Source organism: Sphingobacterium psychroaquaticum (genome assembly GCF_900177625.1).
Taxonomy (GTDB): Bacteria; Bacteroidota; Bacteroidia; order Sphingobacteriales; family Sphingobacteriaceae; genus Sphingobacterium; species Sphingobacterium psychroaquaticum.
This window is the reverse complement of record NZ_FXAU01000002.1, coordinates 546,145-570,020: the sequence shown is the minus strand read 5'-3', so window position 1 is coordinate 570,020 and position 23,876 is coordinate 546,145. Positions and strand designations below refer to the sequence as shown.

Here is a 23,876-nt window from a genome sequence, read left to right as displayed (position 1 = left end):
GATGAAAAGATATCCTTTTAAATATGCAATTGCTCTCTTGGCTCTCCTACATTTTTCATGCTCCAAGGAGAAACTTTCCTCGGATAGTATCTTTGTAGACTCTAAGATTGATAAGAACGAATTGGATCTTTATATAGAGAATAAATATGTAAAGCCCTATAATGTATCTATTGTTTATAAATATGTCGACGGTGAGTCTGACATGAATTATAATTTAAGCCCGGCGAACTATCAAAGTGCGGTCAGAATGACCAAATTGTTTACCTATTTGGGGATAGAGCCATACGATAAGATCACAGGTAGTACCGGCTTTATTCGGTCCTATTTTCCTAAGCTGTTGACTTATATTGGTTCTCCAGCTTACCGGAACAACGGAACAATGGTATTGGGAACGGCGGAAGGAGGTCGAAAGATTACCATGTATAATCTAAATGCCTTAAACGATCAAACAGCTTCAGATATTGAGTTTTTGAATTTCTATTATTTTCACACGATTCACCACGAGTTTGCGCATATATTGAATCAGACAAAGGATTTCCCTCGGACATTCAATGCTATTAGTGGAGCTACTTATGTAGCCGATGCTTGGAATACGGAGTTTAATGACAATACGGCCCCTGCTGCAGGCTTTATATCGGCTTACGCAGCTAAAGAAGCTTCCGAAGATTTTGTTGAAGTCTATTCGTACTACATTACATTGACGCCAGCACAGTGGCAGGCACGGTTGAATCGAGGTGGAACCGCTGGTCGAGCTATTCTTGAAGCGAAACTGAACATCGTGAAAACCTACTTTATGAGTGTGTGGAAAATTGATATGGATGTTCTACGGGATGATATTCTCGAGCGCCAAGCTAAATTACCGACTCTAGATCAAACATCTTTAAACTAGAAAGCCATGAAATTAAGACATCTATTTATTATATGTTTACTTCCGCTTGCGCTGATTATGTCATGTAAGCGTACGGAAGACCCGATATTTGATAAGAATGCTTCGGCTCGTATGACAGAAGCTGTAGCGCATGCCCATAGTATCTTGCAGGCCAATAAGGCGGGGTGGCTTATGAAATATTTTCCAAGTGGTAACCGTGAATTCGGTGGGTACACATTGTTCGCTAAATTCATTTCAAATGCACAAGTGACACTGACCTCAGATGTAGATGAAGATATACTGACAAGCACATATTCAGTGCTGCCAGAATCTGGGGTTGTTCTGTCGCTGAATGGTTTCAATAAAATTGTACACATCTTTACGGAACCAGGTATGGATAATGGTGGTATTGGTGCTGATGATACAGGAATGAAGGGAGACTTTGAATTTATAGTATTAGAGGCAACCCCAGAAAAAGTCTTGCTAAAAGGGAAGAAAAGTGGAAATGAAATCGTTTTGCTACCATTGAATGGTAATGAATTTGACACCATGCCCTCCCAGTATCAAGATGCGAACGAAGAGTTTTTAGATTTTGGTGTTTTCAACCTAAAGAATAAAGCTGGAGAGCTCGTGCCGTTGACGTATAACATGCGGACCTTTCAAGATGCTTCGGATGCAAACAGTAAGCTTTTAACTTTTCGCGTAATTCCAGGTGGACTGGAGTTTTATGGAGAAGCAGAATTGGATGGTGTTAAATTTAGCTCCATGAAGTATGTAAAGCCTAATGCGGAGTATCGTTATGGATATTATACTGATGAGAGTGGAGCTATAAAAATTGTACCGAATGCAGCACCGCTGAATGTATGGTTTAGAGAAAACCTATGGTCTACCTCGATAAGCAATGTCGGAGCTACAGGTAAACCATACTGGAATACAGCAAAAACGAATTTGACCAACAATAAACTTACGCTAAACAATTATTATATTGGTACCTATAGTGGTATTCGTGGAATGGTTTATGTGATGCAGGGTGGAGCTCTTGCGGGCTTGATTACACATAATCTTGTTGTTATCCCAGATACTGAAGACCAGGTACGTATTTCTTTAGAGGGACAAATTTATAACCTTGGAGGAGGCTTTAGTGTAGCACAGTGGACAGCTGGATTGAATCAGTTAACAACGCCTTTTAACAATAGAACCTTTAGAATAACAGGCGATGGGTCAAATAAACCTAGAAGTATTTTGCTTACTGATACTGGTATACCGACAAATACGTTTCGACTTTATTTGGATGATATTGATGATCCGTTAAATAAATAATAGGTTTTATCTAAATTCTTATTGTTACTAATTAATTTGAAATGCGACACCTAATATTAGGTGTCGCATTTTCTTTTAAAGCCTCTCTTTATGATGTATTTTTTTTGTTTATTAAAATAAAATTTTGATTTTTTTCATATATTACGAATAATTGACTTTTTGGCGGTAAAATTTCGATACAAATCACAATCATTTTGATTGTGATCCTTACAAGAGAAAAGAATGGGATTAAACCGGTCAGATCATGTTTTATATGAAAAATACTACAAGTCATTATGCTATTTTGCGTGGCAGATGGTGCATAATGAAATCTTAGCGGAAGACCTTGCGCATGATGCATTCCTGTCGTACTTCCAACATAAAAAGAAAATTTCCCAACATGAACTTGCCATTCGCTCCTTTCTCTACTCATCGGTCAAATTTGCCGTATTCAATCTGAATCGGAAAAGTAAGACAGTAGCTCGATTTTGGGACCGAACAGGTTTTCAAGAGCTTGATGATATCGACTACGAACATCAGGTTATTCGAGCAGAATTTATGCTTGCTGTTCAAGATCGTCTGGAGAAGCTCCCTGAAGGATGCCGGAGGGTCATGATTTTAAGCTATATCGAAGGGCTCTCCAACGATGAAATCGCACAAGAGCTCAAGGTAACTATTAATACCATCAAGACGCATAAAAAGCGTGGTCTGCGTGTATTACGGAAGACTTTAAGCCCCGAAGATTTTGCGAGTATACTCGTGGTGCTATTAGTCTAGTAATCGTTCCTTCAAAAAAAGTAAACTTCTTGTCACCCCACTTCAATGGCCTTGGTTTCATACTTATAGATGATGAAGACTGAGGCATTGCTAATATCGACTATTTTAATCAAGTGCTATGAGCGCAAACCATTGTTACGCTCAGAAAGTCGGCTCTTACATGCTTGGTTTTTTGAAAGTGAAAGAAATATAAATCTGTTTGAGGAATTGATGGAGAAAAAAGGAGAGGAAGAAGTTTATTGGCTTGAGCAGATTGATCTGGAGGTAACGTGGAGGCGGCTATGCACACGTCATGAATCACAGAAAACCCGATGGTTTCCGTGGCGGACAGTCGCCTCCATTACCCTAGTGCTTTCGACCGGAGGATGCTGGTATTTATTTTAACAAAGGGGATGAATAAAGAGGATTAACAGAGGGAAATTCAAGAATAACAAAACGCAATGGCTATGAAACAATTTTACGATAGACCCCAGTGAGAAAAGGAGGAAATATATCTTCTTTAGCAACTAAACAATTAAAAAATTAACCTTCATATAAAAATCAATGTATGACGAACTTCTTACTTGATAAGATGTGTAAGTACTGTATTATAGTGTTCTTACCATTATATAACCGAATTATAAGAGCAACAGGAGTACTCCTGTTGCTAACAGTGTCGACGACATTTGCAAAGGAAGATGCGAAAAAACACACTTCAGTAAAGGGAGAGAGCTCCCTGGCGGTAATAAGCACTGTGCTGCAACAACGAACGATTACCGGAAAAGTAACAGCCGATGAAGGGAGGCCGCTTGTAGGCGTCACCATTACCATTAAAGGACGATCTGCAACAACTATGACCGATCTCAATGGTAATTATACCATGCAGGTTGTCCCAGAAGATGTGCTTCTATTTCGATTTGTAGGATACCAACAACAAGAAGAGACAGTCGGAAATAGAACCACGATTAATATACAAATGCGATTTTTACAGAGTGAAATTGAAGAAGTTGTGGTAACGGGAATGGGGCAACGGGTGGATCGTCGGGTGTTTACGGGAGCTACTTCCAGGATATCCGGGGAAGATGCGCAGATTGGTGGATTGGCCGACCCCAGCCGAGGCCTTGAAGGGCGCGTATCGGGGGTGTCGGTACAGAATGTCAGTGGTACCTTCGGTACGGCTCCACGGATACGTGTTCGGGGAGCGACCTCGATCTACGGAAGCTCAAAGCCACTGTGGGTCGTGGATGGTATGATTATCGAAGACGTGGCGGATGTCAATGCCGATGAACTATCTTCGGGAGATGCATTGACGCTGATCAGTTCTGCCGTTGCTGGTTTGAATGCCAATGATATCGAATCGTTCCAGATCCTAAAAGATGGTTCCGCAACCTCGATTTACGGTGCACGCGCAATGTCTGGGGTCATCGTCATCACAACGAAACGTGGTACCGCCGGCAGAAGCTCCATTAACTATGCGGGAGAGTATACTTCGCGTGCCGTTCCAAGATATGGTGAGTTTAATATCATGAACTCCCAACAGCAGATGTCCGTGTATCAAGACATGTACAACAAAGGCTACCTTAGGCACGCCGCTACTTCCAATGCCTCATCAAGCGGGGTATACGGTAAAATGTATGAACTGATCAATACAAGTCAACTTTTCAATGACTTATATACCGACCAAGTCCATGTCAACGCCTTCCTTCGCGAAGCCGAATACCGGAACACAAATTGGTTTAAGGAACTGTTTAGTGCTAATCTACAGCATAATCACTCCGTGAGTATGTCCTCGGGGAACGAGAAATCACAGTACTATAGTTCTATTAGTGCACTGGTCGATCCAGGCTGGACCAAGCGGAGCGGGGTCAACCGTTACACGGCAAACTTTAATGCCAATTATAACATCACAGACAAGATAAAGCTAAACATCCTTTCGAACGGATCGTACCGGGATCAACAAGCTCCAGGTACCTTGGGACAGTCAACGGACGTGGTGTGGGGAACTGTTCGGCGCGATTTTGATATTAATCCGTATGCATACGCGATGAATACCGCGCGGACCTTAGATCCCAATACGTTTTACACCCGTAATTATGCACCGTTCAATATCCTGCACGAGCTGGAAAACAATTATATGGATATTGATCTCACCGAAGTGAAGTTCCAGGGGGATCTAAAGTGGAAGGTATTACCGGAGCTCGAGCTGGGTGCATTGGCCGCGATCCGTTACCAAACATCTACGCAACATCACCACGTTAAAGATCAATCCAATCAGGCGACAGCCTACCGTTGGATGCCTACCACAGCAATTAGGGATGCAAATACCTATCTCTATAAAGATCTTGACGACCCATATGCAATACCCATATCGGTGTTACCAGAGGGCGGGATCTATAATCGAACGGATCATAAGATGACAGACAAGCTTCTCCGTTTTACAGGGCAGTACAATAAGACGTTTGACAGAAACTCGATAAGTATCTTTGCTGGGTCTGAAATCAGTGATATACAGCGGTATAACTCTTGGTTCCGTGCGTGGGGCTTGCAGTATGACCTGGGCGAAAGTCCGTTTCCAAGCTACCTCGCGTTTAAGCAAGGTCAAGAGCGTAATTCACCGTATTATACGGTAGCAAACTCAACCTTGCGTCAGGTTGCTTTTTTTGCAAATGCAACCTATTCGTATGACGGTCGGTATGTCGTCAATGGAACGTTTCGGTATGAGGGAGCAAATAAACTGGGTAAAGCGCGTTCAGCGCGTTGGATGCCGACATGGAATATTTCCGGCGCCTGGAATGCGCATCAGGAGGAGTTTTTCGATAACTTCAGACCGGTACTGTCCCACTTGATGCTGAAAGCATCCTACAGTTTAACCGGCGATCGTGGCCCTACGTATGTAACCAACTCAAGTGCCGTAATCGGGCCTTATGTGCCTTGGCGGCCATCAACAAGAGATTACGAATCGGCCTTGCGGATCAGGGATCCCCAAAATAGCGAACTTACCTATGAGAAAAAGCATGAACTCAACCTTGGAGCCTCGATCGGTGTACTGTCGAATTGCTTAAATGTAGAATTCGATTGGTTTCAACGGAATAATTTTGACCTGATAGGTATCGTGAATACACAGGGGGGGAGTGGTTTTATTTCCAGATTCGGAAACATGGCCGAGATGAAGTCTCAAGGTTTAGAGTTGGGGTTGACCGGACATATTATTAAAAAAGAAGATTTTCAGTGGACATCGAACTTTTTTTATACCCATGTCACAACAAAAGTAACCAAATTGGATAATAGGGCGCGTGTGATAGATCTCATTACCGGTACGGGTTTTGCTGAAGTGGGCCGACCGGCCCGCGGGCTCTACTCTATACCTTTTGAGCGCCTTAATGATCAGGGGCTGCCCGTGTTTACGGGAGTCGGAGGGGAAGAGACCATTACAGCAATCTATTTCCAGGAGCGGGATAATAGGGGGTATTTGAAATATGAAGGTCCCGTTGACCCCAAGGGCTTTGGTAGTTTTGGAAATACCTTTAAGTACAAAGACCTGGCTTTAAATATTTTCGTGACCTATTCGCTGGGTAACGTGGCACGCCTGGATCCTGTCTTTAGCAATGAATACAGTGATCTGGTGGCTTCCCGACGCGAGATGGCTGATCGCTGGATGGTGGTCGGCGATGAGGCCTATACCAATATTCCAGCAATCGCTTCCCAACGATTGAATAATGTATATGGTGGCAACTTGAGGTATGCGTATAGCTCGTACAACTATTCGACAGCGCGGATGGCGAGTGGGAACTTTATACGGATGAAGGATGTATCGTTGACGTACGATCTGCCCAAACGTTTGATTGCCCCTTGGAAGATAAACTCTTTCGCGGTACGGTTCAATGCCACGAATCTCTTTTTAATATATGCGGATAAAAAACTGAACGGTCAGGCCCCCGAATTTATGAACGTGGGTGGTGTTGCGGCGCCTATTCCAAGACAATATACTTTAACATTACGTGTAGGACTATAGGAATCAGATAGAACAAAGAAAACATGAAAGCATTAATATACAAATACTTGCTGCTCGTAATCATAGGGGGAGCGATAGGATTATCTGGCTGTAATAAATTTTTAGATGAACTACCGGATAATAGAACAGAGGTGGATTCGGAATTGAAGATAAAGAAATTACTCGTTTCGGCGTATCCCACTTCTTCCTACTTGGTGCCTTTTGAATTATCGTCCGACAATGTGGATGACTATGGTCCGTTAAACCCTTATGGCGGACGATTCTTGGAACAGATATTTCGATGGGAACGTATAACAGAAACAGGTACAGATAGTCCCACCATATTTTGGCAGGCTTGTTATAGCGCTATTGCCAATGCCAACGAGGCATTGGAAGCCATTGAGGCAATGGGCAATCCTGCATCCTTGAACCCACAGCGTGGAGAAGCACTGGCAGCGAGAGCCTACGCACATTTTCTATTGGTCAATATGTTCTGCCAACACTATGCGAAGCAGTATGCCGCGACGGATCTGGGGATACCTTACATCACGAAACCAGAAACAGAGTTGGTTGTAACGTATGAGCGAAAAAGTGTAAAAGATGTGTATGAAGCCATCCGTCGCGATCTTGAAGAGGCATTGCCCTTGATTGATGATACGAGTTATGGAACCACAACGAGCTTTCACATGAATGTTGCGACGGCCAATGCTTTTGCAGCGCGTGTGGCGTTGTATATGGAGGAATGGGAAGATGCGGTACGTTATGCCAACAAGGCCATCGGCGTAAATCCGAGAGCATTAATGCGGGATAATATTGGGATTGCGGCAAATGCTGTTAGTAGTGTCAGTGCTTTGGCGGTGTTTTATAACTCAAGTAACGAAAAGTCGAACCTGCTATTACAAACAGCCTACTCCAATCAAGGGTTGTATTTTGGCGCCTCTTATACGGGATCCCGATTCAGCCATGGCAACTTGATTGCAAGGGAGCAAACGTTCTTTGCGAATGGTCCTTTCGGCAGCTATTCTAATACAGGTTATCGGCCTCGGGTCTTTGTATATACCGGAACAAATCTGGATAAAACTTTGGTCCCCCGAGTATCCTACATGTTTGAATATACGGATCCCGTAGCAGGAATAGGCTACAGATGGGCGGTGTATGCCCCTTTTACCACCGAGGAGACCATGTTGGTCCGTGCTGAAGCATTGATCCATTTGAAACGATATGAAGAAGCGATCGTGGATATGAAGAGGTGGGTAGACAACAGTGTGGTCGACCCACCAGCTACCTTTAACATGGATAGTGTAAATGCATGGGCTGGGCGGACGAAATATTACACAGCGTTGAAGTCAACGCCAAAAAAGAAACTCAATCCGGAGTTCTTGATTGAGGAAGGTGTGCAGGAAAACATGCTACATGCATTACTGCATATTCGACGCTTGGAAACCATGCACTTGGGGCTGCGCTGGATAGATGTGAAGCGATATGGGATCGAGGTAGAACGTCGGGTAATAGCTTCTGGCGAGGTAGATGTGGTAGAAACGGCAACAAAACTAGAAAAACGAGATAAGCGCATGGCCTTGCAACTTCCCATAGAAGTGATTACGGCCGGTTTAACTCCAAATCCGAGATAAGATGAAAAAGAATATACATAAATTTACCATAGCCATTATACTGCTCTTTACATGGGCGTGTTCAGCGGATAAAATATCGCCCGATAGCGTATTTACCGACCTAAAAATCGACAAGAATGAACTGGACCTCTTTATTGAAGAACATTTTATAAAACCGTACAATGTCGGTGTAATCTATAAGTATGTCGATGGTGAGTCGGATATGAATTACAACCTCAGTCCCGCTACCTATGAAAGTGCCGTACGTATGACTGTATTATTTAAATACTTGGGTATTGAACCTTACGACGAGGTGACCGGGAGCACGGATTTTATTCGATCTTATTTCCCCAAATCCTTGAGCTATATCGGTTCGCCTGCCTATCGTAACAACGGAACGATGGTGCTGGGAACTGCAGAGGGTGGACGAAAGATAACCATGTACAATCTCAATGCATTGACCGCAGGTGCAAGTACGAATATTAACTATCTGAACAGAATGTATTTCAGGACCATACACCATGAGTTTGCCCACATTCTTAATCAGACGAAAGATTTTTCCAGATCATTCGATGAAATCAGTGCCGCAGGCTATGTCTCTGATGCCTGGAATACCGAATATGGAGAAAGCACTGGATTAATAGCCGGCTTTATATCGCCCTATGCATCCAAGGAAGCAAAAGAAGATTTTGTAGAGGTTTACTCTTTTTACATTTTGTTATCTCCCGAACAGTGGGAAGAGCGGGTAGCTAGAGGGGGAGAGGTAGGTCGTCCGATCTTGGAGCGGAAGTTAGAGATTGTACGGGCATACTTTCACAGCGTATGGAACATAGATCTCGATGAGCTGCGTGATGAGATACTGAAGAGACAGGCTAATCTACCCAACATAGATCAGTTGTCATTAAACTAAAAGTGTATGAAAAAGAGATATTTGCTTATATTATTTATTATTCCTTTTCTCTTGGTTTCATCCTGTAAGAGATTAGAAGACCCTATTTTTGATGAGAATGCCTCTGTTCGTATGACCGCTGCCGTTCAGGAAGCATATGCCGTGCTTCAAGGAAATAAAGCCGGCTGGATGATGAAGTATTACCCTAGTTCAGGACGAGAGTTTGGGGGATACACCATCTTTGCCAAGTTTATATCCAATGCGCAGGTTACTTTAACGTCGGATGTCAATACCGATGTCCTAACCAGCACGTATGCGGTGGTCCCTGAACTTTCTGCAACGCTCACGTTTAATGGGTACAACAAAGTGATCCATCTGTTTTCAGAGCCTGGCGTGGATAATGGTGGAATTGGAAATTCCGATACGGGAATGAAGGGGGATTTTGAATTTGTGATCCAAGAGGCGACACCGGAGCGTGTGGTGCTAAAAGGAAAGAAAAGTGGAAATGAGATCGTAATGCTGCCCTTGCAAGGTGATGAGTTCGAAACAAAGTCCGCAGACTTTTATAGAAATAGTGTGATGTTTTCGAGTTTGGAGAACTTTACCCTAGAGAGCGCCAGTGGTGAGATTAAACCATTGACATACAGCAGAAGGGTACTACGCGGACTGGCAGATGATAACAGTAGTGTTTCTTTTCGGGTTATACCAAACGGACTGGAGTTCTACGAGGAGGTGAAGATCGGGGGGGTAGCGGTCAAGACCTTAGACTTTGAGGGAGTACCGGGAGAACGTAGGGGTTTTTACACGGATAAAGATCGGACATTCAAAATCTATACATCCTATCAAGCCTTAAACACGTGGTTTGTAAACAATCGCTGGTCACTGTCCTATAACAATTTGGGAGCGTATGGAAAAGAATTATGGGATGTTACAAAGGTCAATTTTAAAAATAGAAATGTGGAGTTAAACAATGTTTATTTTGGGCCATACAATATGGTCTATGGTTTGATAGGCGTTTTTGACAATTCAGTTATAGCACTTTTTGTCTTCGATACTACTCTTTCCACTACGGATGGTGATATCTTAAGGACTGACTTCGGTGGTCGGTACTATTATTGGCAAGTAGAAGTATTTGACGTTAATAAGTATTGGTTTGGAGGACTGAACCAGATTGCTGCGCCATTTTTTACTACGGTTTTCCGGATAACCACAACAGATACTTCGAGTGCGCCGATCGAGCTACTGTTAACGGATGTCAATAATGCACAAAACACCATGCGTGTGACGCTGGCTCCGATCAACGACCCATTAAATAATTAAATCATAAAAAAGGAAAAGGGAGATCAATGTTTTTGACCTCCCTTTTCTATTTTATGTGTCTTGTAGACTTTTTCTATTTATTTGCTAAAATGCTGAGCTCTTGTGCTACACGACCTGCGATCTCATGGAAGGAAGCAACAACTTTATCATCGGCATCCAATAAAATTGGAAAACCATTATCACCCGCATCGGCAATAGATTTCACCAATGGGATTTCACCTAAGAAAGTGGTGTTATTATCTTCTGCTAACTTTTTACCACCATCTTTACCAAAAATGTAGTATTTGTTTTCTGGAAGTTCAGCCGGCGTAAAGTAGGCCATATTTTCAACGACACCTAGGATAGGCACATTAATACCTTCCATTTGGTACATCGCCATGCCTTTAATTGCATCTGCTAGCGCAACCTGCTGCGGTGTCGTAACGATAACAGCGCCCGAAATAGGGTAGGTCTGCGAAACCGTGATATGGATATCGCCTGTACCCGGCGGCATATCTACAACCAGATAATCCAGTTCACCCCAGTGGCTATCACCAAAAAGCTGCTTAATTGCCGATGTTGCCATCGGTCCACGCCAAGGAATAGGCTGGTTTGGATCCGTAAAAAAACCAATTGATAAGAGTTTTAGCCCAAATTTCTCAATCGGTAAAATTTTCGTTTTGCCATCTGGTGTCTGCATAGACTCCGGACGTGCACCCTCTAGACCAAACATGATAGGTAACGATGGTCCATAGATATCAGCATCTAAAAGACCTGTTTTGGCGCCAGTCTCCGCTAGCGCTAACGCTAGGTTGCTCGCAACTGTCGATTTACCAACACCACCTTTTCCAGAAGAGACCAAGATAATATTCTTGATACCATCCAACTGATTGGTTTCGGTGCTGACAACACGCGCAGTCATATTGATCTCTGCCTCAACTTCCTTACCGATAAATAAGGCAATAGCATTGCGACAAGCATGTTCAATATGGCCTTTGAGTGGGCAGGCCGGTGTTGTAAGGACAACATCAAACTTTACTTTATTGGGTAATATTTCAATGTTCTGAATCATGTTCAAGGTTACCAAATCCTTCTTGAGATCCGGTTCCTCGACATGACCCAAGGCATGTAATACTTGTTCTTTCGTAATCATAATACTGTTGTATCCCGCAAATTTACGTAATTGCTTGGGATAATCATGTCATGCCTGTGTTGTTAAAGAAAATTAGCGAAAAACCTAGTTTATAGGTTGGTTTCTAGCTTCCATAATACGTTCAAACACCTGATCAATAAACAATACTGTGTCTAGGTTTTTGTCAAACTTCTTTTCATGGAAGAGCAAACTGTAGCCGTCCTTTTCTTTTAGGGCTACCAATTCAAACTTTTGCATTTCTAACCAGCTTGGTAGGATTTGTGCGTTTGATACTGCACAAGAAATTGTTTTTAATTTTCCCTCGTTCGATACTCGGTAGTCTACCATTACAGGGCTAGAATTTGCTTTGGGGTAATTTATTAAGATATTATTTTTCATACGCATTTGAGATAATCGTAATATAGTGAAAATAAGTTAAATAAGCAAATTTATGACGGGGTGAAGGCTCATTTTATTGGTAATAATGGCAAATTTATCTAAGTTTAACCTGTGAAAAACATACACGAATAGAAAAGCAAGCGGAATGAAGTTGTTGAATGCCTTATCCCAGATTACACCTAAACAGAAGAAAGCAATTTATATTGCTTTGGCGGTATTGCTCGGGCTTATCCTAACCGCGTTGGCTGTGGGGTTAAGTGTGCGTGGGGCTATGCTAAAAAAGGCGATGACAAAGGCTGAGGGTGTTCTCTTACGTGATTATAATATTGATTTCAAAGTACGCGATTATCGCTTTACAGGCTTAGCGACGGTTACCTTCGATCATATCGAAGTTCTCCCTCGAGAGCGTGAACAACTGGCTGATATCAAGCAGATGGCCGTTACTGTTCGCTTATGGCCTCTTTTATTCGGTGATGTCAAAATTGGAAATCTGGTATTGAATAATGCCAAGGTGACGCTCGTTAAGAAGGATAGCGTAAGCAATTATGATTTTCTTTTTAAGAAGAAAGAAAAAGCAAAAGAGAAGGGAGACGATGAACGGAATTATGCGGCACTGATCGATGGGTTGATGAAAAAGGTCTTTTTCAAGATACCAAGCAATATGGAGCTCGATAATTTTGAGCTTTCCTATCAGGATGACAGCTTACAACAGCGTATACGGGTGCCGCGAGCAGAGATTGATGGAGGCGATTTTGAGACTAGTCTTTTTTTAAATGAACACGATGCACAATGGAACTTTTCGGGGCATGTAAACCCGGATAAGCAGCAATTGCTCGTGAAAGTCTCATCGGAACAGAAGCAGGTTGAACTTCCTTTGTTACGTCGAAAATTGGGATTAGGCGTTAGCTTTGATGAAGTGATGTTTGACCTGCGTAAGGTAAAGCGTGAGGGAAGGGATTCACTTACCGTGGCAGGGAAATGGTCGTTCACCAACTTAAAAGTAAATCATCGAAGGTTATCAGAAAGGGATATTCTCTTGCCGGAGGGGCTGGGTGAAGGGCAGATAAATATCAGCCGGAATGCTTTAGAAGTGAATCCTGGAAGTACGATTCAGGTGAAAGAGTTTGTGTTTCAACCGTATCTAAAGTTTGTTCCAAAACCACATAAAACATTAGCTCTTTCAGTTCATACGGGGAAATTCGAGGCGGAGAAGCTATTTGATGCGATTCCAGAGGGACTCTTCCCAGGACTTGAAGGGATAAAGGTTTCAGGCCGAATAGCCTATGATTTAGATTTTTCGGTCAATTTCGATCAGCCAGATAAACTTGTCTTTTCGTCTAAGATGGACGATGCTGAGTTGAAAGTAATACAATGGGGGAAGGCCGATATAAAAACCATGAATACCGCTTTTACCTATGACGCTTACGAAGACAGTGTTTTGATGCGGCAAATTGTATTAGGACCACAAAACCCGAAGTTTACACCGTTGAACCAAATTGCTCCCATACTTAAAAAAACAGTTTTAAATACCGAAGATCCGTATTTCTATCAACATAAAGGGTTTGAAGAGGAAGCTTTTAAACTATCGATAGTTACCAATATTAAGGAGCGTAAGTTCAAGCGTGGTGCGAGCACTATCTCGATGCAGCTAGTCAAAAATGTGTTCTTGAATAGGAATAAAACCATGATGCGTAAGTTCGAGGAGATTTTGCTGGTCTGGTTGATGGAAAGTTCTAGACAAGTTAGCAAGGACCGGATGTTAGAGGTGTATTTGAATGTGATTGAGTGGGGAAAAAATGTATATGGCATTCAAGAGGCCGCGCACTATTATTTTGGCAAGAAACCCAGTGAACTTAATATTGGGGAAAGTCTCTTCTTATCGAGTATAGTTCCGCGTCCCAAAACGGGATTATCCTCTTTCGATTACACAGGACACCTCCTTCCGTGGGTACAACGGCATTTTAATACGTATGGGTATATTATGAATAAACGCGGGCAACTTATGGACGAGGAAGTACCGGAGTCTTATGGCTTCTATGGAGTGGTTCTGCAACCGGGCTTACGTCCTGCGCGCCCTATTGGCGTGGTCGATTCAGCTTATACCGATATGGATGAACAGCAGAACACAATCATTCGTGAGTTGGAACAGGAAGAGGCGATGCGTGCAAAATTGATGGATAAATTATTTGGCAAGGATCCAAACAATAAAAATAATGAAGAAAATTCAAATCGATAATTTATACTTTGAGGAGTTCATCGGGTACGAACAAATCCAAAAAGCGGTACGTCTTATGGGACTTGACATTAGCGTACAATATGCCGGTAAGAACCCTGTTTTTATTGGTGTATTGAATGGATGTTTTATGTTTATGGCCGATTTGATGAAATGTATCGAAATCCCTTGCGAGTTATCATTTGTGAAGTTGGCATCCTATGATGGAACAGCTCAGGGGGATATGATTCATGAGTTGCTAGGAGTTGGCATTGATTTAGCGAACCGTCACGTGATCATTATAGAAGACGTGATCGACTCAGGGAACTCTCTAAAACACACCTTGGAAGCATTAGAAAAACATAACGTAGCAAGTGTTGGTGTATGTGCTCTTTTGATGAAACCAGATTGTTTACAGTACGAGTTCGATAATATTATTCAAGTGGGTTTCGAAATAGAGAAGGAGTTTGTGGTGGGGTACGGTCTGGATTACAATAGACAGTATCGAAACCTTCCTGATATTTATAAAAATGTACCGATCTCCCACTAAGTGGAGATTGGAGGAAATTCAACTCTTAGGTCTCCTTTAAAGCAACGTCACTATGCGCCCCATTATATTTGTCTTTTTATATCTCTGTTATAGCGCAGTAGCCTTTGGGCAAAAGAAATTAAAACCACAGGTGTTGGTGTATGGCGATGATATAACGGCCTATGCAGCTGCATTACAAAGTTCGCTTTCCAATGTGCCGACGCTGTGGATTTTGCCGGGTTCGAAGATGGTTCCCGAGCTGACAACGAAGCCATTGTCTTTTGATAATCTGGCAAACCTGGACGGCGGAATTTGGATGAGCCTATTGATGGAGATGGCCATTTCACAAACAAAAAGTGATTCCATTGCAGCCTTGGTGAAGAAGGATATAAATCCGCAACTAGCAGCGAACGCGTTAGAGAAACTTCTTCTTAAGCAGACAAATTTATTGGTCGTGAAAGAACAAAAGATTGAGTCCATGAAGCGCAATAAGAATACATGGACCATCACATGCTCTAATAAGCAAAAATATGATGTACGTGGCGTAGTGGACGCCACTTCTGACCAGCTGTTACACTCGTTTACAGGAAGCGCCATTATGCATGCAAAACCAGGACGTTTGCTTCCTGTCGAGCGTTTAAATGCCGAACAGGTACGGACGTTAATCGCTAGTGGGCAATCGGGGGATCAGATCTATGGTTTAACTTTTTCCAATATGATATTTTTAGAAAAGGATAATGTATTAAACTTGTTTGCGGTTCAGCAGTTGCTTGATCAAGAACAAGCCACTATTCCTCTAAAAGCGAATATTGGGCAAGCATTGGGAGCTATTGTGGCGTATACGGCTTTCTTTAAAACAGCGGTAAGCAAAGTGGATGTCCGCAAATTACAAACAGAGTTGCTAACATACGGTGCACGTATTGTGCCTTTTCAGGATATAGCAACAGATGATCCCAATTTTATGTCGATTCAGAAAATAGGACTAAGTAACTTGTTTAAAGGAATGAAGGTCGATCCGGGTTACTATTTTGTGAAAGAAGCGCCTGTTCGGTACGAAGAAGTAGAGCCGGTATTTAATAAATTATTTACACGAAGCCAACTTTGGTTTTTAGATAATAAAGGAAGTGAGTTCTATTGGAAGGACTACCTGAGCTTACTTAAGTTTGTGGGGTTACGAGGTGATGAGATAGAGAAACAGATTGCTAAAGATTGGAATAGTAAACTAAAGTTTGAAGGCAATTTTGATGTAGACAAGTTGGTGACAAGGTATCAATTTGCAACCCTATTGGATCGATATGCAAGTCCGTATGTACAGCGTGTTACGCAAGAGGGGCAACCCATACACTAACCCTGGATCTTTTTATTGTGGACCTTAAAAAAGTAGAGGCTGTATCAAAATAAGATACAGCCTCTTAATATTTAATCCGTATTGTTAATTCTATTGATATTGGAAAACCTTATCTAGATTTTCATTATTCGCCTGGGTAAGGTTTAGATCAATAAGCTCTCCTGTGCCGATGTTAATCACCATACCATGAATAGCAAGGTCCTGTCCATTTTTCCATGCAGATTGTACGATCGATGTTGTACATAGGTTGAAAACCTGTTCCTTAACGTTTAGCTCTACCAATCTATCCGTTTTGCTTTCTTGATCTTCGATGGCATCAAGTTCTTTTTGGTGTAAACGGTATACGTCTTTGATATGGCATAACCAGTTGTCAATAATGCCATGTTGTTTACTGGAGATAGCTGCTGCTACACCACCACAAGCATAGTGACCTGCTAAAATAATATGCTTAACTTTTAGAACATTTACGGCGTAATCGAGTACCGATAGCATACTCATATCCGAGTGTACACATAGGTTGGCGATGTTACGGTGAACAAATACTTGTCCAGGTTTTTTTCCAGTTAATTCATTGGCAGGAACACGGCTATCGGCACAGCCGATCCATAATACTTCTGGATTTTGACCTTTTGCTAGTTGTTCGAAACGTCCTGTAGTATCATTGGCGACAAACTCCATCCAGTTCTTGTTACCGTCTAAAATTTCTTGAAAGCCTTTTTCTAAATCTTGATTTCCCATGTTATTTATATTTTAAATAGTGGTCGAATAAAAATTCAACCAAGTTACTGCATTAAATTGTTTTCTTAAAGTATTTGTTTGATAAAGCTGTGAAAGAGCCGCATATCATTGATTTACGCACCATAGTAGATACACGGCTCTTGAAGCATTTATTATTTTTTGTACGTGATCGATTCGAGTTCGATATCAATCCCCTTGCTGACGGCGTTCATCTCAAAGTCCTTGAGTACTTCGATAACATCCTTGTCGATAAATTTACTACTCTTTCCATCGATTCGAATAGCTGCAATCGTTTTAGGTAAACTGTAAAGCTTCTGTTGGATAGGCACTTTATTTAAGAAAGAGACCTCCTCCGCCAATGTCATCACAACGGTTTGATTGCCATCTTGCTCCTTAACCTCCATTTTGAATGCATTCTGCATATTTGCGCGGATGATATAAAATACAGCAACCAAAATACCGATACCAACACCCATCAATAGATCTGTAAATACAATGGCTAGAACCGTGATAAAGAAGGGAATAAATTGATCTAACCCTTTACGCATCATATCCTTGAACAGAGCTGGTTTCGCTAATTTAAAACCGGTGTGTAAAAGTATAGCGGCTAAACACGATAATGGGATAAGGTTAATCACCATAGGGATCGCTAAAAGAGCCACCAATAACCACATACCATGAAGCATTGCGGATTGTCGGGTACGACCACCTGCTTGCACATTTGCAGAAGAGCGAACGATAACAGAGGTCATCGGTAAACCACCTAGAAAGCCACTCGTCATGTTTCCAATACCCTGTGCAATCAGCTCTCTATTGGTTGGCGTTACTCTTTTGAAAGGGTCAAGTTTATCAACTGCCTCTATACTTAGTAATGTTTCCAGACTGGCGATAATAGCGATGGTAAAGGCTACAATCCAAACGTCTTTGTTTATGATCTGTGTGAAGTCAGGAAAAACAAAAAGTCCTGTAAATTCCTGAAAAGAGCTCACAATTGGGATCATTACAAAGTGTTCCGGCGTTAGTCCATAAGAAGAACCCTGAAAAGCTAAGGCTAATCCAATTCCGATCAAAACGACCACCAAAGGTGCCGGTATTTTGTTCAATCCTTTTATTTTGGGCCAGTAAATTAATACCGCTAACGACAACAGACAAATAATGGTTGCTCCCCAATTTATGGTGGAGACAATGGTGTTACCAAAAGCAGCGATACCGCCTCCATCTTCCACCTCAAATGCATGGGTTTCAATCATACCGAAGGCAAGTGGAATTTGTTTCAAGATTATGGTAATCCCGATAGCGGCCAACATGCCTAAGATAACAGATGAAGGAAAATAGTTGCCAATCATTCCCGCTTTTATGATACCTAGAATAAGTTGAACGATACCAGCAATAACGACCGCTAATAAGAACGTTTCGTAAGCGCCTAGTTTTTCAATTGCCCCGAGTACAATCACCGTCAGACCGGCCGCTGGACCGCTAACGCTTAATGGAGATTTACTGATGGAGGCAACTACGATACCACCAATAATTCCGGTAATAATTCCTGCAAATAATGGCGCACCAGAGGCCATTGCAATTCCCAAACATAATGGTAGTGCTACTAGAAACACCACAACACTAGCTGGAAAGTCATATTTTAAGTCTCTTTTCGATAATTTTAGAAAAGCAGACATACGAGTTCCTAACATAAAATTTTTCTAACTATTTTAATTCATTTCATTTGATTGAATCCATGAGGATCCCTATCAAAGCATTTTTAATGCTTCAACAGTTGTTCTAAGGTGAAAAATGAATTAACAGTTAGGAGGCGGGGTGGGAACCGACGGATGAAATACCTCAAAGAGTTTCTCATTACGCAGGTAGTGCCTTTCTTGTGCCTTATTTTCAATTGTAGGGTTGAAGGCCAGAAAGTCGGATGATGATGTACTAAAGAATTTCGAACCTGCTTCATGGAGATCTTCGGATGGGTTGTTTCCTTTAGCGGTATTCTCTATTTCTAGTTGCAGAACCACCTGTAGAATTGTGCCTTTATCCAATACATCCACGAACATAGGTGTAGCCGAAATTAACATCTTCACGAAGAAGACGGCAAAGCAGATCTTTGCAGCTATTACCTTTTTGGTCGATATGAATATTCTCTTGTTGTACATAAATTACGATACAAAAATACGAAAAATTGAAAAAAATATATCATGGTTTTGTATTATAATTGTTATTTTTTCGTAAATGATTCTATCTTTAACCAAGGATTTTGATAGGAAAAGTCTTTTATTTTGTAAAGTTCATAATTAAAAATTTAACATGGAAACTAACGAATCGGCTTTTATTGAGCGGGTTAAGTCATCATATAGCCCCAAAGGTGCATCGATCCAATTAGGTGCCGGTATTCTCAATGGACATATTGTTACGGATGCGCGCGTAAACCTTGCACTAAAGATGATGAATAGGCATGGACTAATTGCCGGGGCGACCGGAACGGGGAAGACCCGGACCTTACAGCTTATTGCAGAGCAGTTATCTGACGCGGGTGTTCCTGTTTTTATGTTGGATGTCAAAGGAGATCTTTCCGGATTGGCAGAACCTGGAGTAACCAACCCAGCACTGTTGGAGCGCGGAGAGGCGGTTGGTGTACCCTTTGTGCCGGCTAGTTTTCCGATTGAATTGTTTTCTTTAACGGGTAAACTGGGGACATCCATGCGTATTAAAGTGAGTGACTTTGGGCCTGTGTTGTTATCCCGCATTTTGGATCTGAATGATACGCAAACGGGCGTTTTGGCTGCCATTTTTAAATATGCCGATGATACAAAACTGCCTCTGGTGGATTTAAATGATTTAAAGAAGTTACTTTCTTATTTATCAGAAGGGCCCGGAGCAGAAGAAATTAAGGATGATTATGGGAAGATAAGTACGTCTACTGCCGGAACTATTCTTCGTAAGATTGTTGCCGTTGAACAACAAGGACTGGCGCATATCTTTGGAGAAACGGCTTTTGATGTTAAGGATTTAATAAATAAGGTAGATGGTAAAGGCGTTATTTCTTTATTGAATATCTCCGATGTACAGGATCAGCCTTTATTGTTCTCTACATTTTTATTGAGCTTGCTTGCTCAGTTGTTCAAAACATTGCCGGAAGTGGGGGATTTAGATCAGCCTAAGCTTGTCTTTTTCTTTGATGAAGCGCATCTTTTGTTTAATGGTGCTTCAAAAGCTTTTATGAGCCAGATTGAGCAGATTGTGCGTTTGATTCGCTCGAAAGGTGTTGGTGTTTTCTTTTGTACACAAGCTTCTACCGATATTCCGGAGTCTGTTTTAGGTCAATTAGGAAATAGAGTACAACATGCGTTACGTGCTTTTACTCCGAATGATGCTGAAAATTTGCGTAAAACAGTAAAAACATATCCCCATTCAGATTTTTACGCTATCGATAGCGTGCTCACATCATTAGGTATCGGACAAGCATTGATAACCGTGTTGAATGATAAAGGTATTCCGACCGAGGTTGTCGCCACGCATCTAGTGCCTGCCCGTGCGGTTATGGGGCCGGTTCCAAGTGCTGAATATCAACAGCTGGTACAGCAGTCTTCCTTTGTGGAAAAGTACCAGGAACGTCAGGAAAACCGGTCGGCAGCTGAGATTATTGAGGAGAAGATGGTGACGTTTCAGACTAAAAAAGCACAAGAAGAAGCACAAAAGGAAGCCGCAAAAGTCAATCGATCAAGCGGAGGACGGGCGCGACAAACGCCGCTTGAGGCAGCAACAAATCAAGCCTCTCGAACGCTGGCACGAGAGGGCGCAAAGTTTCTCGGTAAGCTTGCTACGGGAATCTTGAATAGCTTCTTTAAAAAGAAATAGAATAATATTTTTATCTTTGCAGACCTTTAAAAAATTATTGTTACTAACAGAAGTAAATAATGAGTAAACCAACACTGTTAATTCTTGCCGCAGGAATGGCGAGCCGATATGGGTCTTTGAAACAGATTGATGCGTTCGGACCACATGGCGAGACGATTATTGATTATTCTATATATGACGCTATCCAAGCTGGTTTTGGGAAAGTCGTGTTTATTATTCGAGAAGAGTTTGTAGACAAGATGCGTGAGGTTTTTGATGAAAAATTGGCCGGTAAGATCGAGGTTGATTATGCGTTTCAGAGTTTTGATTTAACAAAATTTGGTATCGATCGTGTGATCGAACGTTCTAAACCATGGGGTACGGCACATGCTGTAATGAGTGCTAAAGATAAGATCAATGAACCTTTCTGCGTAATTAATGCCGATGATTTTTACGGATCTGATTCTTTCCAGAAAATGGCTAAATTCTTAACGACTGAGGTGTCAGATGAGAAAATGTCATTAATGGGCTTCCAGGTTGGAAATACGATGTCAGACTACGGTTATGTATCCAGAGGAGTATGTGAGGTAGACGAAGAAGGACACATGTTGTCTGTTACGGAACGTACGAATATTTACTATACTGATGCTGCTGATGGTGGTCGTAAGATTGTGTATGAGGAGAATGAGCAACAATTTGATCTAGATCCAAAGACACGAGTATCCATGAATTTCTGGGGCTTTACACCGAGAGTATTTGAGGTGGCAGAGAAAATGTTCCACGGTTTTGTGGAAGAGAATGCAGATAATCCGAAGTCGGAGTTCTTTATTCCTTCTGTACCGGATTATATGGTAAAACATGGCATGGCTGATTTCCGTGTTATCCCAACTTCATCGAAATGGTTTGGTGTAACGTACAAGGAAGATAAACCAATCGTTCAGGAGTCTATTTCTAAATTGATCGCTGAGGGGGCATATCCAGAGAGATTGTTCTAAAAAATAAGGATATAATAAAAAAGCTCGAAACATTGTTTCGAGCTTTTTTATTGCTTTGTTCTGAAGCTTATTTAACCTCTTCGAATTCTACATCTTGTACATCATCGCCACCTTGTTTAGGCTGACCCTGACCTGTTGGGTCGCCACCTTGGTCTGGCTGTGCACCACCTTGTTGCGAAGCTGCATACATTTCTTCTGAAGCTGCGTTCCAAGCGTTTTGTAATTCTGCCGATGCAGCATCGATTTCATCAAAGTTTTTAGCTGCATATGCAGTTTTCAACTTCTCTAAACCTGCTTCGATAGGTGCTTTTTTATCTGCGGAAATTTTCTCGCCATACTCTTTAAGTTGTTTCTCTGTCGAGAAGATTAAAGCATCTGCTGCGTTGATTTTATCCGCTTCTTCTTTTACTTTTTTATCGGCTTCAGCATTTGCTTCCGCTTCTTGTTTCATTTTTTGGATTTCCTCATCCGATAAACCTGAAGATGCTTCGATACGGATATTTTGTTCCTTACCTGTTGCTTTATCTTTAGCGGATACCTTGATGATACCATTGGCATCGATATCGAATGTTACTTCAATTTGAGGCACACCACGCGGAGCAGTAGGAATTCCATCCAAGTGGAAACGACCAATCGTGCGGTTTTGCGCTGCCATCGGACGCTCTCCTTGTAAGATGTGAATCTCTACAGAAGGCTGGTTATCTGATGCTGTTGAGAAAGTTTCTGATTTTTTCGTCGGGATCGTCGTGTTTGCTTCGATCAATTTTGTCATCACACCCCCCATTGTTTCGATACCCAGAGACAATGGTGTAACGTCTAACAACAATACATCTTTTACCTCTCCCGTCAATACACCACCTTGGATCGCAGCACCTAACGCTACAACCTCATCTGGGTTAACCCCTTTTGAAGGCTCTTTACCGAAGAAACTTTTAACTGCTTCCACGATTGCTGGAATACGTGTTGAACCACCTACCAAGATAATTTCGTCGATATCTGATGTCGAGTAACCTGCATTTTTCAATGCTGATCTACACGGATCAATCGTACGTTTGATAAGATCAGCCGCTAAGTCTTCAAATTTCGCACGTGTTAATGTACGTACCAAGTGTTTCGGACCTGTTGCATCTGCTGTAATATATGGCAAATTGATTTCTGTAGATGTTGTACTAGACAATTCTACTTTTGCTTTCTCTGCCGCTTCTTTCAAACGTTGCAAAGCCATGGCATCTTTCTTCAAATCGAAGCCACCGTTTTCATTTGCAAATTCAGTAGCCAACCAGTTGATAATCACGTTATCAAAGTCGTCACCACCTAGGTGCGTATCACCGTCGGTAGATTTTACTTCGAAAACACCATCACCTAATTCCAACACAGAAACGTCATGCGTACCACCACCACAGTCAAAAACAACGATCTTCATGTCTTTGTGTGCTTTATCAAGACCGTAAGCTAATGCTGCAGCTGTAGGCTCGTTGATAATACGTTTAACCGTTAATCCAGCGATTTCACCCGCTTCTTTAGTTGCTTGACGTTGTGCGTCATTAAAGTAAGCAGGAACAGTAATTACAGCCTCTGTTACTTCTTGTCCCAAGAAATCTTCTGCTGTTTTCTTCATTTTCTGAAGAATCATAGCTGAAATTTCTTGTGGTGTATATTTACGGTCGTCGATTTCAACACGTGGTGTGTTGTTGTCTCCTTTTACCACATTATATGGTACTTGACCAATTTCTTTCGCAGATTCATCGTACGACAATCCCATAAAACGTTTAATTGAATAAACAGTTTTGTGTGGGTTTGTGATCGCTTGACGTTTTGCAGGATCACCTACTTTACGCTCTCCTCCTTCAACAAATGCAACGATAGAAGGTGTCGTACGCTTACCTTCGTTGTTAGCGATTACTACTGGCTCATTACCCTCCATTACGGCGACACATGAGTTCGTAGTACCTAAGTCGATTCCTATAATTTTTGACATAT

The 23,876-nt window shown here is 41.8% G+C and carries 18 protein-coding genes; 12 read left to right on the top strand and 6 right to left on the bottom strand.

The annotated features are described in order from the left end of the window. Position 1 precedes the first annotated feature (1 nt). From B9Y69_RS08015 to B9Y69_RS07980, 7 genes are all read left to right on the top strand, one after another. Positions 2-889: a zinc-binding metallopeptidase gene (locus tag B9Y69_RS08015; RefSeq protein WP_085472410.1), complete on the top strand. Its 888-nt coding sequence runs from the start codon at positions 2-4 to the stop codon at positions 887-889. Positions 890-895: 6 nt separating this feature from the next. Then, the gene (locus B9Y69_RS08010) at positions 896-2,188 is read left to right on the top strand and encodes a DUF4302 domain-containing protein (protein WP_085472409.1); all 1,293 of its coding nucleotides are present in this window, start codon (positions 896-898) and stop codon (positions 2,186-2,188) included. A gap of 222 nt (positions 2,189-2,410) precedes the next feature. Further along, positions 2,411-2,944 carry an RNA polymerase sigma factor gene (locus B9Y69_RS08005; RefSeq protein WP_085472408.1) on the top strand — a complete coding sequence of 178 codons (534 nt, stop codon included), beginning with the start codon at positions 2,411-2,413 and terminating at the stop codon, positions 2,942-2,944. 547 nt (positions 2,945-3,491) lie between these two features. Next, positions 3,492-6,935, top strand: a complete 3,444-nt coding sequence (locus tag B9Y69_RS07995; protein ID WP_200811760.1) for a SusC/RagA family TonB-linked outer membrane protein — start codon at positions 3,492-3,494, stop codon at positions 6,933-6,935. Positions 6,936-6,958: 23 nt separating this feature from the next. Next, positions 6,959-8,545 carry a RagB/SusD family nutrient uptake outer membrane protein gene (locus tag B9Y69_RS07990; protein ID WP_085472406.1) on the top strand — a complete coding sequence of 529 codons (1,587 nt, stop codon included), beginning with the start codon at positions 6,959-6,961 and terminating at the stop codon, positions 8,543-8,545. 1 nt (position 8,546) lies between these two features. Continuing rightward, positions 8,547-9,434, top strand: a complete 888-nt coding sequence (locus B9Y69_RS07985) for a zinc-binding metallopeptidase (protein WP_085472405.1) — start codon at positions 8,547-8,549, stop codon at positions 9,432-9,434. A gap of 6 nt (positions 9,435-9,440) precedes the next feature. Continuing rightward, positions 9,441-10,733: a DUF4302 domain-containing protein gene (locus B9Y69_RS07980; protein ID WP_085472404.1), complete on the top strand. Its 1,293-nt coding sequence runs from the start codon at positions 9,441-9,443 to the stop codon at positions 10,731-10,733. A gap of 73 nt (positions 10,734-10,806) precedes the next feature. On the opposite strand, the gene B9Y69_RS07975 is transcribed toward B9Y69_RS07980, so the two are convergent. Together B9Y69_RS07975 and B9Y69_RS07970 are read right to left on the bottom strand one after the other, a co-directional pair. After that, the gene (locus B9Y69_RS07975; protein WP_085472403.1) at positions 10,807-11,865 is read right to left on the bottom strand and encodes an Mrp/NBP35 family ATP-binding protein; all 1,059 of its coding nucleotides are present in this window, start codon (positions 11,863-11,865) and stop codon (positions 10,807-10,809) included. Between the two features lie 84 nt (positions 11,866-11,949). After that, positions 11,950-12,243, bottom strand: a complete 294-nt coding sequence (locus B9Y69_RS07970; protein ID WP_144036524.1) for a hypothetical protein — start codon at positions 12,241-12,243, stop codon at positions 11,950-11,952. A gap of 145 nt (positions 12,244-12,388) precedes the next feature. Between B9Y69_RS07970 and B9Y69_RS07965 the strand changes: the two genes are divergently transcribed. Genes B9Y69_RS07965 through B9Y69_RS07955 form a run of 3 tightly spaced genes read left to right on the top strand, consistent with a single transcriptional unit; the run spans position 12,389 to position 16,332 of the window. Further along, positions 12,389-14,479 (top strand): transglycosylase domain-containing protein, encoded by a 2,091-nt coding sequence (locus tag B9Y69_RS07965; protein WP_085472401.1) that lies wholly within the window; start codon positions 12,389-12,391, stop codon positions 14,477-14,479. Then, positions 14,457-15,005: a phosphoribosyltransferase gene (locus B9Y69_RS07960; RefSeq protein ID WP_085472400.1), complete on the top strand. Its 549-nt coding sequence runs from the start codon at positions 14,457-14,459 to the stop codon at positions 15,003-15,005. The genes B9Y69_RS07965 and B9Y69_RS07960 overlap by 23 nt, the downstream gene beginning before the upstream one ends. A gap of 52 nt (positions 15,006-15,057) precedes the next feature. Next, positions 15,058-16,332: a hypothetical protein gene (locus B9Y69_RS07955; protein WP_085472399.1), complete on the top strand. Its 1,275-nt coding sequence runs from the start codon at positions 15,058-15,060 to the stop codon at positions 16,330-16,332. A 90-nt stretch (positions 16,333-16,422) separates the two neighbouring features. Here the strand turns inward: B9Y69_RS07955 and B9Y69_RS07950 are convergent, their stop codons facing one another. The 3 genes from B9Y69_RS07950 to B9Y69_RS07940 all read right to left on the bottom strand — a co-directional run bounded on the left by B9Y69_RS07950 (position 16,423) and on the right by B9Y69_RS07940 (position 19,220). Next, on the bottom strand, positions 16,423-17,070 hold the full coding sequence (locus tag B9Y69_RS07950; protein ID WP_085472398.1) for a carbonic anhydrase: 648 nt from the start codon (positions 17,068-17,070) through the stop codon (positions 16,423-16,425). Between the two features lie 152 nt (positions 17,071-17,222). Next, complete coding sequence (locus B9Y69_RS07945; protein ID WP_085472397.1) at positions 17,223-18,758, bottom strand: SulP family inorganic anion transporter; 1,536 nt, start codon at positions 18,756-18,758, stop codon at positions 17,223-17,225. Positions 18,759-18,863: 105 nt separating this feature from the next. Next, positions 18,864-19,220: a hypothetical protein gene (locus tag B9Y69_RS07940; RefSeq protein ID WP_234991137.1), complete on the bottom strand. Its 357-nt coding sequence runs from the start codon at positions 19,218-19,220 to the stop codon at positions 18,864-18,866. A 151-nt stretch (positions 19,221-19,371) separates the two neighbouring features. Between B9Y69_RS07940 and B9Y69_RS07935 the strand changes: the two genes are divergently transcribed. Together B9Y69_RS07935 and B9Y69_RS07930 are read left to right on the top strand one after the other, a co-directional pair. Then, entirely contained in the window at positions 19,372-20,922 is a 1,551-nt protein-coding gene (locus B9Y69_RS07935) for a helicase HerA-like domain-containing protein (protein ID WP_085472396.1), read from the top strand. Positions 20,923-20,981: 59 nt separating this feature from the next. Next, on the top strand, positions 20,982-21,896 hold the full coding sequence (locus tag B9Y69_RS07930) for a sugar phosphate nucleotidyltransferase (RefSeq protein ID WP_085472395.1): 915 nt from the start codon (positions 20,982-20,984) through the stop codon (positions 21,894-21,896). 67 nt (positions 21,897-21,963) lie between these two features. On the opposite strand, the gene dnaK is transcribed toward B9Y69_RS07930, so the two are convergent. Beyond that, positions 21,964-23,874 (bottom strand): molecular chaperone DnaK, encoded by a 1,911-nt coding sequence (dnaK, locus tag B9Y69_RS07925; protein ID WP_085472394.1) that lies wholly within the window; start codon positions 23,872-23,874, stop codon positions 21,964-21,966. Positions 23,875-23,876 lie beyond the last annotated feature (2 nt).

Coding starts and splice junctions, on each gene's coding strand:
- B9Y69_RS08015 (WP_085472410.1), top strand. CDS start 2: ATGAAAAGATATCCTTTTAAATATGCAATTGCTCTCTTGGCTCTCCTA.
- B9Y69_RS08010 (WP_085472409.1), top strand. CDS start 896: ATGAAATTAAGACATCTATTTATTATATGTTTACTTCCGCTTGCGCTG.
- B9Y69_RS08005 (WP_085472408.1), top strand. CDS start 2,411: ATGGGATTAAACCGGTCAGATCATGTTTTATATGAAAAATACTACAAG.
- B9Y69_RS07995 (WP_200811760.1), top strand. CDS start 3,492: ATGACGAACTTCTTACTTGATAAGATGTGTAAGTACTGTATTATAGTG.
- B9Y69_RS07990 (WP_085472406.1), top strand. CDS start 6,959: ATGAAAGCATTAATATACAAATACTTGCTGCTCGTAATCATAGGGGGA.
- B9Y69_RS07985 (WP_085472405.1), top strand. CDS start 8,547: ATGAAAAAGAATATACATAAATTTACCATAGCCATTATACTGCTCTTT.
- B9Y69_RS07980 (WP_085472404.1), top strand. CDS start 9,441: ATGAAAAAGAGATATTTGCTTATATTATTTATTATTCCTTTTCTCTTG.
- B9Y69_RS07975 (WP_085472403.1), bottom strand. CDS start 11,865: ATGATTACGAAAGAACAAGTATTACATGCCTTGGGTCATGTCGAGGAA.
- B9Y69_RS07970 (WP_144036524.1), bottom strand. CDS start 12,243: ATGAAAAATAATATCTTAATAAATTACCCCAAAGCAAATTCTAGCCCT.
- B9Y69_RS07965 (WP_085472401.1), top strand. CDS start 12,389: ATGAAGTTGTTGAATGCCTTATCCCAGATTACACCTAAACAGAAGAAA.
- B9Y69_RS07960 (WP_085472400.1), top strand. CDS start 14,457: ATGAAGAAAATTCAAATCGATAATTTATACTTTGAGGAGTTCATCGGG.
- B9Y69_RS07955 (WP_085472399.1), top strand. CDS start 15,058: ATGCGCCCCATTATATTTGTCTTTTTATATCTCTGTTATAGCGCAGTA.
- B9Y69_RS07950 (WP_085472398.1), bottom strand. CDS start 17,070: ATGGGAAATCAAGATTTAGAAAAAGGCTTTCAAGAAATTTTAGACGGT.
- B9Y69_RS07945 (WP_085472397.1), bottom strand. CDS start 18,758: ATGTTAGGAACTCGTATGTCTGCTTTTCTAAAATTATCGAAAAGAGAC.
- B9Y69_RS07940 (WP_234991137.1), bottom strand. CDS start 19,220: ATGTACAACAAGAGAATATTCATATCGACCAAAAAGGTAATAGCTGCA.
- B9Y69_RS07935 (WP_085472396.1), top strand. CDS start 19,372: ATGGAAACTAACGAATCGGCTTTTATTGAGCGGGTTAAGTCATCATAT.
- B9Y69_RS07930 (WP_085472395.1), top strand. CDS start 20,982: ATGAGTAAACCAACACTGTTAATTCTTGCCGCAGGAATGGCGAGCCGA.
- dnaK (WP_085472394.1), bottom strand. CDS start 23,874: ATGTCAAAAATTATAGGAATCGACTTAGGTACTACGAACTCATGTGTC.